This is a genomic window from Sphingobacterium sp. BN32 (genome assembly GCF_030503615.1).
GTDB lineage: Bacteria > Bacteroidota > Bacteroidia > Sphingobacteriales > Sphingobacteriaceae > Sphingobacterium.
In genome coordinates this window covers 537,130-553,896 of sequence record NZ_CP129963.1, presented here as the reverse complement: position 1 = coordinate 553,896, position 16,767 = coordinate 537,130, and the positions used below count along the sequence as shown (strand labels likewise).

Annotated in this window: 10 protein-coding genes; 5 read left to right on the top strand and 5 right to left on the bottom strand. The window is 42.3% G+C overall.

The window, feature by feature from the left end; all coding sequences use genetic code 11:
* The first annotated feature begins 21 nt into the window (after positions 1 to 21).
* The 5 genes from QYC40_RS02365 to QYC40_RS02345 all read left to right on the top strand — a co-directional run bounded on the left by QYC40_RS02365 (position 22) and on the right by QYC40_RS02345 (position 9,599).
* The gene (locus QYC40_RS02365) at positions 22 to 1,533 is read left to right on the top strand and encodes a GH3 auxin-responsive promoter family protein (protein WP_301992191.1); all 1,512 of its coding nucleotides are present in this window, start codon (positions 22 to 24) and stop codon (positions 1,531 to 1,533) included.
* A gap of 1,022 nt (positions 1,534 to 2,555) precedes the next feature.
* A complete protein-coding gene (locus QYC40_RS02360; protein WP_301992190.1) occupies positions 2,556 to 3,626 on the top strand; it encodes a branched-chain amino acid aminotransferase in 1,071 nt (356 codons plus the stop codon).
* A 428-nt stretch (positions 3,627 to 4,054) separates the two neighbouring features.
* The gene (locus tag QYC40_RS02355; protein WP_301992188.1) at positions 4,055 to 7,261 is read left to right on the top strand and encodes a SusC/RagA family TonB-linked outer membrane protein; all 3,207 of its coding nucleotides are present in this window, start codon (positions 4,055 to 4,057) and stop codon (positions 7,259 to 7,261) included.
* Positions 7,262 to 7,272: 11 nt separating this feature from the next.
* Complete coding sequence (locus QYC40_RS02350; RefSeq protein ID WP_301992187.1) at positions 7,273 to 9,219, top strand: RagB/SusD family nutrient uptake outer membrane protein; 1,947 nt, start codon at positions 7,273 to 7,275, stop codon at positions 9,217 to 9,219.
* Positions 9,220 to 9,245: 26 nt separating this feature from the next.
* The gene (locus QYC40_RS02345; protein ID WP_301992186.1) at positions 9,246 to 9,599 is read left to right on the top strand and encodes an Ig-like domain-containing protein; all 354 of its coding nucleotides are present in this window, start codon (positions 9,246 to 9,248) and stop codon (positions 9,597 to 9,599) included.
* Positions 9,600 to 9,729: 130 nt separating this feature from the next.
* Here the strand turns inward: QYC40_RS02345 and QYC40_RS02340 are convergent, their stop codons facing one another.
* The 5 genes from QYC40_RS02340 to QYC40_RS02320 form a co-directional block, all read right to left on the bottom strand.
* Positions 9,730 to 11,232, bottom strand: a complete 1,503-nt coding sequence (locus QYC40_RS02340) for an alpha-L-fucosidase (protein ID WP_301992185.1) — start codon at positions 11,230 to 11,232, stop codon at positions 9,730 to 9,732.
* A gap of 8 nt (positions 11,233 to 11,240) precedes the next feature.
* Positions 11,241 to 13,337 carry a glycoside hydrolase family 2 protein gene (locus QYC40_RS02335; RefSeq protein WP_301992183.1) on the bottom strand — a complete coding sequence of 699 codons (2,097 nt, stop codon included), beginning with the start codon at positions 13,335 to 13,337 and terminating at the stop codon, positions 11,241 to 11,243.
* Positions 13,338 to 13,609: 272 nt separating this feature from the next.
* Entirely contained in the window at positions 13,610 to 14,521 is a 912-nt protein-coding gene (miaA, locus tag QYC40_RS02330) for a tRNA (adenosine(37)-N6)-dimethylallyltransferase MiaA (protein WP_301992182.1), read from the bottom strand.
* A 164-nt stretch (positions 14,522 to 14,685) separates the two neighbouring features.
* Positions 14,686 to 15,270, bottom strand: a complete 585-nt coding sequence (locus QYC40_RS02325; protein WP_301992179.1) for a hypothetical protein — start codon at positions 15,268 to 15,270, stop codon at positions 14,686 to 14,688.
* 61 nt (positions 15,271 to 15,331) lie between these two features.
* Positions 15,332 to 16,744, bottom strand: coding sequence for a CCA tRNA nucleotidyltransferase (locus QYC40_RS02320; protein WP_301992178.1), 1,413 nt, complete (start codon positions 16,742 to 16,744; stop codon positions 15,332 to 15,334).
* Between the last annotated feature and the right edge of the window lie 23 nt (positions 16,745 to 16,767).

Below are 16,767 nucleotides of genomic sequence, written 5' to 3'. Positions count from 1 at the left end.
ATTTAGGTTTTTACAAATCATATGGCCTTACTAAATTCTCTCTTTACGTGGATTATGAAAAAGCGAATGCACCAAATCGACCTTTTCATGAAGTATCCGCACGACGTACAAGAAGAGTGGTTCCAAAGTCTAATATCTGCAGCGGAAGCAACGGAATGGGGCAAGAAGTATGACTACAACAGCATACTAACACCCGATCAATATAAAGAAAGAGTCCCTATCCAAGATTATGACAGTCTGAAAGGATATATCGACAGGATGATCAAAGGGGAACAAAATGTACTATGGCCTTCGGATATCAAATGGTTTGCGAAATCTTCGGGCACGACAGCCGACCGCAGCAAATTTATTCCGGTCAGTATCGAAGCCCTCGAAGAGTGTCACTACCAAGGCGGGAAAGACATGCTTTCCATCTACTGCCACAACAAACCCGAAAACAAAATATTTACAGGAAAATCAGTAGTAATCGGCGGTTCGTCGCAGATCAACAACTTTAGCCCGGACTCCTATTACGGAGATTTATCATCTATCCTGATTCGCAACCTTCCTTTTTGGGCAGAATTCAAAAGAACACCGAATATTGAAGTAACCTTGAATCCTAATTTTGAGGAGAAGATCGAGCAGATCTGTCAGATCACATTGAAAGAAAACGTAACGAGCCTTGCGGGCGTTCCAACCTGGAACATGGTTATGGCCAATCGTATTCTAGAAATAACAGGCAAGGAGAATCTATTGGAAGTATGGCCTAACCTAGAATTCTATAGCCATGGTGGTGTTAGCTTTAAACCATACCGTGAGCAATTCAAAAAACTAATTCCAACCGACAACATGTACTACCTGGAGAATTATAACGCTTCAGAAGGCTATTTCGGTTTACAGGATCGCTCAGACTCGGATGACCTGTTGCTGATGTTGGACTATGGAATCTATTATGAATTTCTACCGATGGAGAACCTGCATGAAGAACATCCAAAAACCTTGGGTCTGCATGAGGTAGAGATTGGAAAGAACTATGCCTTGATCATTACGACCAATGCGGGCCTATGGCGCTACAAAATCGGCGACACGATCAAATTCACTTCCTTATCGCCATATCGTTTTCAAATATCCGGACGCACGAAACAATACATCAATACATTTGGCGAGGAAGTGATTGTAGATAATGCCGATCAAGCTTTAGAAGCGGCCTGCAAAGCAACTGAAGCTAGTATCAAAGACTATACGGCCGGCCCGGTCTACTTTAAAGACAAAGGCGCTGGTGCGCATGAATGGGTTATCGAATTCGAAAAACAGCCCCAAGATTTCAACAGGTTTTGTGAAATACTAGATCAGACCCTTCGCGAAATCAACTCCGACTACGATGCCAAGCGCTATAAAAATATGGCTCTATCTGCACCTGTCATTCACAACGCCCCAACAGATACTTTCTACCAATGGATGAAATCAAGAGGTAAGTTGGGCGGGCAGAATAAGGTCCCGCGTTTAGCAAATAGTCGAGAATACCTTGACCCTATCTTGAAGCTTCTTTCTTAAGAGACACTAAATTTCTGTATTTATTGTATTCGGCTATACCGACAAGGTAGTCGTTGTTACCTTCGTGCAAACATACTTTAATCAAAGCCTTTTATTAACCATATCATAGCCCTTTCAGAGCGGGTTTGATTGGGTTTTACATTGGGTTTGAAAGGGCTTTGAAAGGGTTTTAAGTTGAACAAGAGTTCAACTGTGCTTGTTCAAACCGCGAGCAAGCTTCATACAAAGATAAAAACATTGATGCTACTACGGAAACAGCAACAAAAAGGAAATTCTTTTTGCAATTTAGAGATGGACAGGCTCAGAAGAAAAACCTATCAAATAAAAGAAATTTGAAATATAAGCGTGATGACAAAGAGCATTGGTAAATGCTCGTCAGGTCATAGGTTGATAGACTTTCCGCTCGCAAAAGTATCTTGATGGGAAGGCCCTCTTCGGGGTAAACGTCCTTTTACGGGCGGATAGCAGTTTTATACAAGAATACGATAAAACCGATGATAAACTTAAAAACGCCGACTTGTTTGGTCTCTTGCGTACTGATGTTTGCTAATTCTCTTTCCATTAGTTATTTCTTTGGTTGACTTAAAAACTGATTGACAAGTTGTAGTACTCTTTCTTAACCGGATTGCTTTACTAAGCAATTTTTATCCAGCAAAGCCAACCACATCATCAATAAACTTCTACGACTTGTTTCAATATTTTAGTTAAAAATCTGTGAACTGCTTGCCACAAATTCAGTACTCTGAATGCAATAACAGTACCGAGAATCGGAATCTGCGTCCAGCATGGTCTTAACTGATATCCCGTTTTTTTTACTATAGCAAACAGTAGACAGTATTGCATAGGAAAACATACAGAATGTAAAAACACAGTTAGAGTCTTCATATTAAATGTTGAAACACATAACATTAACTTAACATTTGCTATCGTTTGCTTGCCTTCTTGCTAATTAATTTTAGCGGGTTATAAAGCTTAGCTTTTATTTTTTTGCTAACTTGCGGGCATAAAAACAATCAATTGATATGAGCGCGACAGAACAAATCTCAATTCGCGTAGAGCCAACAAAAACATCAAGACTCTCGCAAGTAGATTTCAACAACTTAAAATTTGGACAGATCATGTCGGACCATATGCTGGTCGCAAATTATGAGAACGGACAATGGACAGATGTGGCTATCGTCCCTTACGGCGATTTAACCCTGAGCCCTTCCATGTCTGCATTACATTACGGACAAGCAATTTTTGAAGGTATTAAAGGTTATAAGTTTGCAGATGGCACCGTAAGTATCTTCCGTCCAGATAAGAACTGGGAGCGTTTTAATAAATCAGCGGCGCGTCTACAGATGCCGGAAGTTCCAGAAGAGATCTTCATGGACGGTTTGAAAAAGTTATTGGATGTTGATCGTGAGTGGATCCCATCAACAGAAGGCACCGCATTGTACATCCGTCCTTTTATGTTTGCGACAGAAGCAGCCTTAGGCGTGCACCCATCAATATCCTATAAGTTTATTATCATCACTTGCCCTGTTGGTGCGTACTATAGCAAGCCCATCAGTTTGAAAGTGGAAACACATTATACACGTGCTGCTGAAGGTGGTGTTGGTTTCTCGAAAAACGCAGGTAACTACGCTTTATCTTTATACCCAACACAATTAGCCAACAACGAAGGCTATGACCAAATTATGTGGACAGATGCCAATGAGCATAAGTACATTGAAGAGGCAGGTACGGCAAACTTAATTTTCCGTATCGGCGACAGCATTATTACACCACATGGCGATACGATTCTTCATGGTGTTACCCGCCGCACGATTATGGAATTGGCAGAAGAGTGGGGTTACAAAGCTGAGCAACGTAAAGTGTCGGTTCAAGAGTTAATCGATGGTATCAAAGCTGGAACAGTGACAGAAGCTTTCGCTGCCGGAACTGCTGCTACAATTACACATATTGATCGCATCGGATTCGAAGGACAAGACTATACACTTCCTCCGGTTGAAGGCAGAGAGTTCTCGTTAAAAGTCCTTTCTTACTTGAACGATTTACGCTACGGAAAGAGCGAAGATACACACGGCTGGAACTTAATTGTAAAGTAATTTACCATAGTCATAAAGAATTTTAACAAAGGGGCTTTTTTAACAAAAAAGCCCCTTTGTTATTTTCATCAAACCATACTCGAGGTATTTTTTATTTCGCTAAAAATCAGCAACATAACACATAAAAAGCTACTTTGTAGAAGAATATTTGTGGAAAATCTTTCCTTTCTATCCCACATTTTATTAGTTACAATTTTCAACCGATAGTTTTTTTACAGATTATCCCCAGTATATAAATTTACATCGTTTTCGTAGATTGCTCAAACGATTGCATTGCATTTTCAGATGCAACCTGACTCTTTTTTCGTCACATTCGCATCGATAACCAATAGGTACAACTATCATAACTTTTAAAACATCGAATCATGCGAATTTTCTTTACAAATTCCAGGATGAAGTGGATACCCCTATGTTATAGCCTAGCATTTATGAGTTCCCTTCCCTCCTATGCCGAAACAAGAACAATCGGTCATAGTCTTATCGCGGAATCGCCGCTGTTTTTAAATGATTCCTACCTGAGTCGCTTCCAAGAAGAGATCAAGGGTAAGATTGTTGACGATCAGGGAAATCCTGTTGCAGGAGCAACGATTCGCGAGAAAAACACGAATCAGACCACACAGAGTGCGGCTGATGGTACATTTACGCTACAGGTGTCATCGCGCAGTTCTATACTTGTTATTAGCTCGATAGGTTTTGGACAAAAAGAGGTTCCAGCAATGGAGGCTTCATCCATTAGCTTGCAAGCGGCGGAAGATCAAATTGAGGAAGTTGTAGTCGTAGGTTTCGGGACGCAGAAGAAGGTTAATCTAACAGGTGCGATTGCACACGTTGGTAAAGAAGCTTTCGAGAACCGTCCGGTTGCCAATATTGGTCAAGCCTTACAGGGTTTGGTTCCCAACTTGAACATCAGCTTCGGAAATGGAGCACCAAATACGACTCCGGGTTTCAACTTACGTGGTGGAACCTCAATGGCCTACAATGCAAATACAAAAGAATTCGAAACGGTTAATGGTGACCCTCTAGTCATTATCGACGGTGTTGAAAATACAACAGCCGCGTTGAACCAGCTAAATCCAAACGATATCAAAGACATGTCGTTTATCAAAGATGCTTCCGCAGGTGCTATTTATGGTACGAAGGCAGCATACGGCGTTATTTTGGTTCGTACGAAAACCGGTGAATTCAATCAAAAAGGAAGAATATCTTACAACTTCGACGCCAACTTTGACACCCCTTCTGCATTACCTGACGTATTAAATTCGTATCAAATCCAGCGTGCATCGATGGATCGTACATTGTGGACAAATGGTTCGGTGAGCAATTCTGAAGAGAACAAATTGAACATGATCCAAAAATATCTGGATAACCCGACGCCTGAGAATGCTTGGTACGAGGAGGGCGGAAGAGTTATTTGGGTAGGCAATGTGAATCCCTATGAAACGGCAGTAAAAAAATGGACACCTATGCAGAAGCATACCTTAAACTTCAGCGGTGGTGGCGAAGCGGTAAATTACTATATATCGACAGGTCTGCAAAATCAGTCGGGGATGTATAAGATTAACACCGATGAATTCAAGCGTTATAATGCATTGATCAATGTCAATGCAAAAATTACCAGCTGGTTTAATTTATTTGGAAAGGTAAGTTTCGATCAAACACATTACGAAACTCCTTATTTAGTGGGTGGCAAAGGCAATCTTTGGGAAGCCATGATGACGGATCCTGCCCGAAACATTAATATGCCATTGATGACCGGACCAAATGATCCGCTTCCAAATGCGTATACCGACAATATTCTATCGTGGATTAGCTATGGTGCAAGAAATAGATCGGTGAATAGACGTATGTCTTTATTAGCATCGCCAGAATTTATCATTCTTCCAAATAAATTGAAGGTGAAAGCCGATTTGGCCTACCAACCACAGAGCTATAGCTTGAACAGATATAGTCCAAAAATGGCGCAAGTGCTGGAATCCTGGAGCAGCTTGGGAACCAACCAAACAGAGGCACAGGAAAACAGAGCCTACCTTGACAATAATAAACGCGATAATTACCTGATCAATATCTATGCTGATTATCAGCAAACCTGGGCAGAAAAGCATAATTTCTCTGCCGTATTAGGTTACAACCAAGAGCAAACAACTTATGAGCAGCTCACGAACACGTATCGCCGGTTGATTAACGCGAATATTCAGAATCCAAATGCGGTAGAAGATCCTACCTTAAACGAAACTACTCGATATGCCGAGACCTTAGCGGGAAGAGCCGTGTTTGGTCGAATCGCATATAATTATGCGGAGAAGTATTTTCTAGAGAGCAATTTACGTTATGATGGAAATGCAAAATTCACAAAAGATGAGCGTTTCGTTGCCTTCCCATCTTTTTCGGCGGGATGGAGAATCTCTAAAGAATCATTTATGGATGGCCTCAGCAACTGGGTGAATGAGCTAAAACTCCGCGGAAGCTGGGGTAAATTAGGCAACCAACCAGGAGATGCTTATCCATTTCAAGCGACTTTAGGATCTGGTCGTGCAGCTTTCCTAATCAACGGACAACAAATTGTCTACATCAATCCCCCTAATTTAGTTTCTCCACATTTGACTTTCGAGAAGGCTAGAACCTGGAACATTGGTGTGGATGCAGCATTCCTGCAGAACAAGCTTGATGTGACTTTTGAGTACTACAACAGAAAAACAACGGATATTCTGACGAGAGGAGATGCGACATTCCCGAATACGCTAGGTACGCTGGCACCATACGTGAACTCTGGAATTTTAGAAACGAAAGGTATGGAGTTGGCTATTGGCTGGAAAGAAACATTAGACAACGGTCTTCGCTATCGCGTCGGTGTTAATTTATCCGACTACTTAACCAAGGTGGTGCATTATGCCGGAAACTCAGGATTACTCATCACAAATGCCGACAACAGAGAGATTATGTATGATGGAAAAACGATTGGCGAGATTTGGGGTTACAAGAGCGGCGGAATTTTACAGGAATCGGATTTCAACGGTAAGAACCCTGCAAACGGAAATTGGATCTATTCGGGACCATATCAAGGCAACTTATACCCGGGTTTCTTGCGCTATCAGGATATCGGTGGACCTGATGGTCTTCCTGACGGAAAAATTGATGCTGGCTTAAATAAGATCGGTAACACAGGCGACAGAGTCGTATTGGGAAATTCTACGCCACGCTATCGTTTTGGTATTACTGGAAATGTAGCATTCAAAAACTTTGATTTAGATGTATTGGTGCAAGGGGTTATTAAACGTGATGTATGGACGGGTAGTTCCGCATACTGGGGCGGAGGCGCTGGATCGCGCTGGATGCTGGAGCGTTCATGGACGCCAGAGCGTACAAATGCAGAATTTCCAATGTATGGCGCAGCTCCATCGGTTAATGATCAATATCTGATCAATGGCGCTTACTTACGTTTAAAACAGGCAGTATTAGGATATACTCTCCCTTCTACGCTTACTGAAAAACTAAAAATAGACCGCCTGCGCTTTACGCTTTCTGGATTTAATTTATTTGAAATCTCAGAAATCCCGAATGTATTTGATGTGGATCAAATTTCATCAACATACCCACAAAAACGTTCGGTTGCTTTCGGTGCTCAGATTACCTTTTAATCTTCTACATCATGAAAAGAACATTTAAATATATATTATCAGGAGTTGTGGCGGTTAGTTTGCTGCAGTCCTGCAAGAAAGACTTCTTGAACCTGAATCCGGAAACGGAACTTTCAGTAGGTAATTCTTTACAGTCAGAAACAGAGTTAACGCTGTATTTGAACAACCTTTATGGACGTTACATCAAAGGACATTTTGATGGCTGGGGCGACGCCAGATTGAGTCCAAGCATTACCGGTGGTAGTCACTTATTGGCCGGTGATTTTATGACCGACAATATGGTAAAGTATGGAAATATACATAGTATCCAAGACCAAACATACAAAACGCCAACTAACGGAACGGATGTGGGTTGGGTATGGGAAGATCTACGGTCGGTTCATTATTTCTTAGAAAACTATAAAAATGCATTACCGTCGGTTAACAATGATTCTAAAAAGCTTGATAAATATGTCGGTGAGGCTTTATTTTTCAAATCCTGGGATTACTACAGAAAATTAACATTATTCGGGGATGTGCCATGGTACAACTCCACCATGAATATCGATAGTGAAGACTTGTACAAGGCGCGCGACAAGCGGACTTTGGTAGCTGATTCATTGTTGTACACGATCAATCAGTCTATCAACAAACTGGAGGGGGTAAGCGGACGCGCAGACGGTCGTATTAACCAGAACATGGCCTTATTCCTGAAAGCAAGAATCGCCCTGTTTGAGGGTTCGTTCAGAACATACCATAGCGAATTGCAATTGAAGAGTACCGCAGCGCCTTTCTTAGAGGCATGTGTTGATGCTTGTGAAAAGATCATCAGCTCCGGAAAATATCAACTGTACAGTGCAGGAACAAATCCATATTGGAAGCTCTTTACATTTAAGAACAATCCTGAAGCCGATCAGAACAAAGAGGCGATTTTAGCGCGTGTTTATGACGGTGTTAAAGTTGGGCATGCTACCCAGCGTTATTGGCAGCAGAATAACAGTATCAGCGGCGCACGTCCAGCGGGTGGAGCAACACGCAGTTTAGTCGATGAGTACTTATGTATTGATGGACGCCCGATCTATTTATCAGGTTCGGAAGGCAGCTACACAGCAAATCCCCTATTCAAAGGCTACGATGGTATGTGGACAGAATTGGAGAACAGAGATCCACGTCTAAAACAAACCATTAATTTTCCTGGAGAAAACCGTTCCATTTACAATGTGAACAACGACTTGACCAGTGCTGCGGAGAATGGAATAACCTATCCTAGATTGTCGTATAACGTTGCTGACAGAACAACGGTTACCGGATACATGGCAATTAAAAACTGGATGGGCGATAAGAAAGAGCACGATGCAACCACAAGTGGACAACAGACTGCTATCGAGTTTCGTTATGGCGAGGTATTATTGATGTTAGCGGAAGCAAAAGCAATCTTAGGTACCTTGACGCAAAATGACCTGGATCGTACGATCAACGCGCTAAGACAACGTGCGGGTTTTGATTTCGCTGCTTATCCAAACAGCCGTCTACAATTGGCGAATGTTCCGAAAGATCCACGTATGGATGCTCTCAATGCGCAATTTTTAGATTATGAGGTAACACCTATTCTACGCGAAATCAGACGTGAGCGTCGAGTAGAAATGGTATTGGAAGACCGTCGCTATGAAGATTTAATGCGATGGAAAGCAGGTAAATTCCTGACTGTCCCTTACCGCGGAATGAAGTTTACTGCCGAAAAACAAAAATTATACGATGGCACCAAACTACAAAAGCCAATCATCGCGTTAAAAGAACAACTTGATAAGGATGTATTTGTGGATGCTCAAGGCTTTATTATTGCTTATCCAAGAAGTCCGAATATTGTTCAAGGGAAAGCCCTTTGGTCCGACTACCGTTACTATTGGCCGCTTCCGTTATTTGAACTTTCATTGGAAGGCACTCAGTTGAAGCAGAACCCAGGATGGTTAGGTGAGTAATTTGTTTATCAATTAATAGAAAGATCATGAAAACTAAATATATTACACGCCTGTTCCTCGTTGCTGGAATCGGCATGTCCTTACTTTACTCTTGTAAAAAAGACAAGGTAGACTTTGGCGAGAGTTTAACAGCGAGAGAAGCTGTGAATGCGGCAGGCAATATGCAGATTCCGGTAAAGATCGGAACACCATTGCAATTAAATCTGGCTGTTACACCTGGCAACAGAACCGTAACAGATGCAACGTATTCGAACAAGCATCCGGAGATCGCTACATTCTCTAACGCTGGTTTGGTAACTGGCGTTAGTGTAGGTAAGGATACTGTTGTTATCAAATCGGGCAACCTACAAGTATGGTATGTTGTCAATGTGACAAAGTAAAATCGCAGACATCGTTAAGCTGGATAGATGTTCATCGCCTATCTAGCTTAAAAAAATATTTTAAGCACAAAAAAAGCCACCGCCCTAAAAAAGAGCGGTGGCTTTTTTAGTTTATTTTTAATGTTAGCTATTACATTTTAGCATCCATCAGCTTGTCTGTAGCTTTGCTTGGCTCGCCCAATTCCATTTTGATCACAAAAGCTCTGTCGCTTTTATACCCTTTAGGAATTATTACATCATAGTAGGTATTCTTATCCAAGTCCAAGCCTATGTCCGAATGTACGACTTTCAACTGCGCTTTATTTCCTAAAATCTGAGCAGATATAGGAACGCGTTTGCTGTTCTTTGGTACAGCGATGCGTGCGATATTATTGACTGGGCGGTTAAATACGGATAGATAAAGTGTATTTCCCTTTGCTGTATAGTATCCTAACTTCGAGACTGGAAGGTCAGCATGACGCGCGCCATGTACAGCCTCGCCATTGACTTTCATCCATGCGCCTAATTCTTTTGCAATCTTATCTTCTCCTGGATGCATCTTTCCTTGGCCATCAGGTCCAAAGTTCAATACAAAGTTTCCATTCAGCGAAACGGACTGCATTAACATATCCAATAGATCGTCTGTTGTTTTGGTATATAATCCAGACCAGTCTTTCATATAGCCCCAACCATTTGGAGGAATCGTCATAACCGCATCCCAGTCGTTGCCATCAAGCCATTCGTAGGCCTGAGGTAGCTTCCGCTCCCATCCTTGCTCGTAATCGCCTAAGATATCACCGTTGCTATCAAAATGGCGTTTTCCGAATTCATCATTGCGAAAACGAGAGCCGATGATTAATCCTGGATGTTTTTCTCTTAGCTCTTTCTCCAGATTATAGGTGAACTCATAGGACTGTACCCAGGATTGATCCCAAGTACCGTCGAACCAAAAGCCCTTAATCTGTGGATAATTGGTCAATAATTCCATTAATTGGTTCTTCGTGTACTGCAAGAACTTATTGTACTTCGCTTTTTCTTCGGCAGTTACCGGTGCCTTCGTCAGGTAATCCGGATTATTCCATTCCAAAACGGAGAAGTATAGATAAACATCAATACCTTCCGCGGTGTAAGCATCGACAACTTCCTTTACAATATCCTTTTTATAAGGCGACGCCATAACATCATATTCCGAATACTGTGTCGGCCATAATGCAAATCCGTCATGGTGCTTCGTGGTGAAAATCATATACTTCGCACCCATATCTTTAGCCTGTTTTGCCCAAGCTTTGGCATCGAAAGATTTTGGATCGAACTGCTTGTAAAGGTTGTCATAAGTTTCTTTCCAATTTTTCGGCGCGTTAGGACCAGACCATGTGCGAATCCACTCGGATGCTGCCGCTCCTTTGCGCGCAGAAACTCCCTCCCACTCATTACCAGGAATAGCATACAATCCCCAGTGAATAAATTGTCCTAAGCCATAATTACGGAAGGCTTCCATATTTGCATCGGTTCGATTCTTTGGAGTAATCGGCCCGAATTTCACTTCTTTACGTTCTGCAGGTTTCTGCTTTGGCCCCGTCCATTGCGCTGACACTTGTCCCGACGCTAAGCCCATTCCTAAAAGGGTTAGCATTGAATATTTTAGTACGTTCATTCCTTCGTTTATTTTAAGTTCCAAACCATCTCATCTCTGAGTTCCTTTGAACCATCTTTTCCAACAGCAACGATCGTGTTTTGACCTTGCTTCAGATCGACCTGTTCAACAACCCAGTGCTTATCATTTACGCCCTGTTTAGCTGTATAGCTCTTACCATTGACTTCTAGTTTCACATCTTTTAGATTGGAGAACACCTGTACTTTGCCTTGTGCCTTCGTCCGCTCATTATCTCTTCTGTTCGCTAGGTAGATCATCGGCTCTGGATTCCAATTCGCTTTATACCAGTAGAAGGAATCTTTCTTGCGCTTGCGGTCGAAGCTCACTAACCCTTTCAGGTTTCGAGCATTCACGCCTCCGCGATTCCATGCAGGTACCGCAAATTCGAACATATTCCAAACATAAGAGGCCACGATTATAGGATTCTGCTGAATAGCGGCCCATTGCTGAATATGCGTCTCAGTCTGATAGTTTTCCGGGAATGACTTCCCCGAAACTACGTTATCCGGCATCTTCAATTCCTCCTGACCGATATCCATATTACCGTCTGCTCCGTATTCGGAAAGCATGATTTTGTATCCCGGGAAGTCTTGTTGTACTTTTTTAGCCCATGGACCAAGATCTTCGATCTTGCCACCGTACCAACCGAAATAATGGTTGATCCCTTGAACATCCGTAGTTAAATTTTCTTGTCGGTCAACAACATTGTATCCTGTAACGGCTACTGTATAACGATCAGGGTCTAAGGTCTTCGCGATATCATTGAGTTCGCGCGAAAGCACCGGAACTTGTTCGTCTGCTGTTTTAGAATAAACTTCATTGTGAACTCCCCAGATATAAATAGAGGGGTGATTCATATTCTGCTTCACAAGCTCCGTCATCTGTTGTTTCGCATTGTCATTTTCATAGTAAGACACACGATTAACGAATGGGATTTCTGCCCATGTGAGGAAACCTAATGTGTCAGCAAGAGAATAGATTTCCGGCGATTGTTGATAATGTGCTAAGCGAATCGTCGTGGCGCCCATTTCTTTAATCATCAACATGTCCTCTTTATGTTGTGCAAAACTCAATGCTGATCCGAAACCTTCACGATCCTGATGTCTACAAACACCATACATCGGATAAGGCTTTCCGTTCAACAACACATTCTGACCTCCATTGATCTCTACTTTACGAACTCCTAAGGGTTGTTTTACCGCATCCAGTTCTTTGCCACCCGACATAATTTTTGCCGTTACGGAATACAGATAAGGATCGCGGATACCGTCCCAAAGGCGTGGTGATTTCATCTTTACCGCTTGCTTCACATAGGTTACTCCCTGAGGACTAATCTTTACGGGTTGCTTCTCAGTTTGTACAAGCTTGCCATCATAATCTCTAATCTCCACCCATAGCTCTGCCGCTTGTGCCGTCTTTTCCTTGGTTTCCAATTTTGCAGAAACCTCAATATCAGCATTCTTCGCAGATACGTTCTGCTGGCGAATCTGTATTCCCGGGGCAGCACGATCGGTTACAACAAAGCTGGTTTTGTTGGTTGTAATCAAGTGGACAGGTCTGTAAATTCCACCATATACCGGAAATAAGAACTGGTTTATGGGAATGATATCTTTACGAGAAGCATTATCGGCAATGACCGTGATGGTATTAGGTTTATCGTAGTTCACTGAATTTGTAATCTCGTAAGTGAACATGCTGTAACCACCTTTATGCTCGCCGATAAAATTATCATTGATGTATAACTTAGCAATTGCGCCTACGCCTTCGAACTTAATGAATGTGCGTTTATCTTTCGAGGCAGCATCTACGGAGAAGGTTTTGGTATAGACCGCTTTGCCTTCGAAGAAGTTACGGTCGGTTTGCATATCCGTACGGTTGTAGGTATGTGGGAGTGTCACATCTTCCCACACCTCAAGCTTCGTCCATTGACTTTGACTTTCGAAGTATTTCTGACCATTCTCAAAATCGGTAAAGAATGTGGAGTTATTTGCTTTATAGAACTTCCAATCGTCGTTAAAAGATTGTACTACACGAGATTGGGCGATGCATTGATTACCTAGTAGGAGTGCAGTTGCGACCGCAAACAGGCTAGTAAATTTGTTCATAGATTATTTGGGTTATAATCTTCTAAAATAAACATTTAATCGAGCCTAAAGGAATTCAATCGATTGCACAATCTACGAAATCGTTTTTCACTTAATTTTTTACACAATCGTATAAAGTATTTTAACAGAACATGTCCCTCATCAACATCCTGTTTTTAGGAAGTTTAACAGGCCGCTAGGTATAAAACAGCACTTGTGTATATCCTTAAAGTTTGTCTTAGTTTTCTAAAAAGGCTAGTTCAATTATAGCGCAGACTTGCTGGGCTCTTTTGCTATTTCTTCGTCTTGCTATCGATAAATTCGATAATATCTTCCAGCTGCTTGGGTTCAAACCAGGTAGTACCGCCATATTTTTTAAACCAGGTGATCTGTCGCTTGGCATAGCGCCTCGAGTTTTGCTTGATACTATCGATAGCTTGCGCTAAGCTGATATTGCCGTCTAAGTAATCGAAGAGTTCAGCATATCCTACCGTCAGCAAGGCAGGCTTCGCCCGATAAGGAATGAGGCTCTTCACCTCCTCCAACAAACCTTCTTGCATCATCAAATCAACACGCTTGTTGATTCTATCGTAGAGTACCGCTCGGTCGGTATTTAATCCAACCGTAATGATATTGAAATTGCGCTTGCTTCTTTGGTTTTTCTGATAATAGGAAATAGGCTTTCCAGTAGCCTCATAAACTTCTAAAGCACGAACCACACGTTGTGGGTTATCATGATCCATCTGCTCATAGTTATCTGGATCTATAGCCCGCAGGCGTTCTTGTAATACAGCCAATCCATCTCGCTCTAAAGCTGCATTCAAGGCTTCTCTGATCGCTTCTGGAGCTTTCGGAAGATCGTCCAACCCTTCGCAAAGCGCTCGAACAAATAAGCCGGAGCCTCCCACGACGATTACTTTGTCGCTTTCCTCGAACAGCTTTTCTACTTGCAACAGCGCCTCTCTCTCGAAGTCGCCAGCCGAGTAATCGTCTGAAATAGAATGCGAATTGATGAAGTAATGTGTGGCTTCCTGAAGTTCCTGAGCTGAGGGCTTGGCTGTGCCAATACTCATCTCCCAATAGAATTGTCTGGAATCCGCTGATATAATGGAAGTCTGATAATGCTTCGCTAAAGCAATAGCCATTGCCGTCTTGCCGACAGCCGTAGGACCAACAACGACAATCAGGGATTTAGGAAACTCCATGCTTTAATTGGGGTATAAATATGTTTTATCTTTCCATTTGAAATGCAACCGAAGAACACTTCAAATTGGCAGGGGAAAACAAATACTTTTTTAAAAATTAAGGAACTAGCAACTATAAAAGAAAGTCGCTAGTTCCTCAAAATAGTTCTTTATTTTTATTACGACTAATAGTCGTCGTTCATGCCTTTTTCGCTTTGTCCGTCTTCCTCTCCAGCCTCTTCTTCATCGTCGAACATATCGTAATCATCCTCCTCGTCTACACCGTACTCTTCAGCAGATTCATCTACATACTCCTCATCGTCATCCTCATCCGCACCTGCCACAGGGAAGTTCGCTGCCGTGATGTTCTTAGGAACTTCACCAACAGACTTGAAGATCGCTGGATAGGATTTACCGTCTTCCTCTTTTAGGATTTTGATGAGTTCCACATGGAAATCATATGGGCGGTCAAAATTATAGATATAATAGAATTTCTGATGCGGATCATCGATGAACTTGCTCATTTTGATAAGCTCCATCTCCAATACGCCGGCAGCTTTCTTACGGTCGTTAGGTAGATAAGCGATCTCCGTTCCTTTTTTCCATTGATCATTACTCACATAGAAGGAAGATGAACGCTCTACTTCGTAACCTGTAGCGGTATGTATTGCGTGGTGTAATTCTAGGAATGTGCTCTTCGAAGGCATATCTATTTCCCTATATACATCCTCATAATCCTCAAAGGTTATTCTAAATCTATAAATTGCCATTTCTTATATAAAGTTGTCTGTGGTTTAAATTCAACCGCTAAAGTTAATAATTTTTTTGCTTTTACGCTTTCTCTACCTGCTGTAGTCCTAAGCTTATGCCCCGCTCAATCATAAACGCAAAAGCAGCGTCTCTCGTATTTGGGATTTCACCTTCCAGAATCGCTTCACGGATGGCATTCTTAATCATGCCGACATGTCTGCCTGGCCCTATATTAAAGGCTTTCATAATGTCATCCCCATCGACAGGAGGCTGCCAGTTGCGGAGATGATCTCGCTCTTCCACATCCTTTAGCTTTTGCTTTACTAGCTCGAAGTTCTCCCGATACTTCTTTTTCTTAAACTCGTTCTTAGTCGTTACGTCCGCATGGCATAGCATCATCAAGGCATCGATGTCGTCTCCCGCCTCGAATAAGAGTCTTCTAACCGCTGAATCCGTTACGATATCCTTCGCCAATACGATAGGTCGCAGATGAAGAAGCACAAGCTTCTGCACAAACTTCATCTTTTCGTTCAATGGAAGTTTCAGCTCGGCAAAAAGCTTAGGGACCATTTTCGCCCCCTTATCTTCATGACCGTGGAAGGTCCATCCGCTCTTCTTGTCAAAACGCTTCGTCGCAGGCTTTGCAATATCATGCATAATTGCCGCCCAGCGCAGCCACAAGTCGTCAGACAGTTCAGCAACATTGTCCAACACTTCTAAGGTGTGATAGAAGTTGTCCTTATGACCTTTGCCATCAATGTATTCAACGCCATGCAATTGCTGCATTGCAGGAAATATGTGTTCCAGCAAACCCGTATCGAATAGGTACTTAAAACCTATAGAAGGTTTTTCTGCAAGAATAATCTTATTAAGCTCATCGGCAATGCGTTCTTTAGAGATGATCTTAATGCGTTCCACTTGCTCATGAATAGCATTCAGGGCAACAGCATCAATCTTAAAGTTTAATTGAGTCGCAAAGCGAATAGCACGCATCATCCTTAAAGGATCGTCTGAGAAGGTAATCCCCGGTTCTAAGGGCGTTCGGATAATACGATTCGCAATATCTTCTTGTCCCTGGAAAGGATCAACAAGCTCGCCATAGCTAGCCTCATTCAACGAATAAGCCATCGCATTGATGGTGAAGTCGCGACGATTCTGATCGTCGGCCAAGGTGCCATCTTCCACAATAGGCTTTCTGGATTCCGAGCGGTAAGACTCTTTACGAGCACCCACAAACTCGACCTGAAGCCCTTGATAGATCAACATCGCCGTGCCAAAGGATTTATAAACAGCAACCTTCGTATGCAGTTTTTCGCCCAAGGCCGTAGCAAACTCAATACCACTCCCCAGCACCAATATATCGACATCATCTTTGAAGGGACGCCCCATCAATCTATCCCGCACATAGCCACCAATGACATAGCAAGCAACATGTAGTTCCTCGGCCAAATCTTTGATAATGGGAAATATGGGATGTGTTAAATCTTCACTCATAGCAACAAAGTGCAAAAGTAAGG

What these genes read in the sequence shown, in the direction of transcription:
- QYC40_RS02365 (WP_301992191.1), top strand. Translation starts at nt 22, where the DNA reads ATGGCCTTACTAAATTCTCTCTTTACGTGGATTATGAAAAAGCGAATG.
- QYC40_RS02360 (WP_301992190.1), top strand. Translation starts at nt 2,556, where the DNA reads ATGAGCGCGACAGAACAAATCTCAATTCGCGTAGAGCCAACAAAAACA.
- QYC40_RS02355 (WP_301992188.1), top strand. Translation starts at nt 4,055, where the DNA reads ATGAGTTCCCTTCCCTCCTATGCCGAAACAAGAACAATCGGTCATAGT.
- QYC40_RS02350 (WP_301992187.1), top strand. Translation starts at nt 7,273, where the DNA reads ATGAAAAGAACATTTAAATATATATTATCAGGAGTTGTGGCGGTTAGT.
- QYC40_RS02345 (WP_301992186.1), top strand. Translation starts at nt 9,246, where the DNA reads ATGAAAACTAAATATATTACACGCCTGTTCCTCGTTGCTGGAATCGGC.
- QYC40_RS02340 (WP_301992185.1), bottom strand. Translation starts at nt 11,232, where the DNA reads ATGAACGTACTAAAATATTCAATGCTAACCCTTTTAGGAATGGGCTTA.
- QYC40_RS02335 (WP_301992183.1), bottom strand. Translation starts at nt 13,337, where the DNA reads ATGAACAAATTTACTAGCCTGTTTGCGGTCGCAACTGCACTCCTACTA.
- miaA (WP_301992182.1), bottom strand. Translation starts at nt 14,521, where the DNA reads ATGGAGTTTCCTAAATCCCTGATTGTCGTTGTTGGTCCTACGGCTGTC.
- QYC40_RS02325 (WP_301992179.1), bottom strand. Translation starts at nt 15,270, where the DNA reads ATGGCAATTTATAGATTTAGAATAACCTTTGAGGATTATGAGGATGTA.
- QYC40_RS02320 (WP_301992178.1), bottom strand. Translation starts at nt 16,744, where the DNA reads ATGAGTGAAGATTTAACACATCCCATATTTCCCATTATCAAAGATTTG.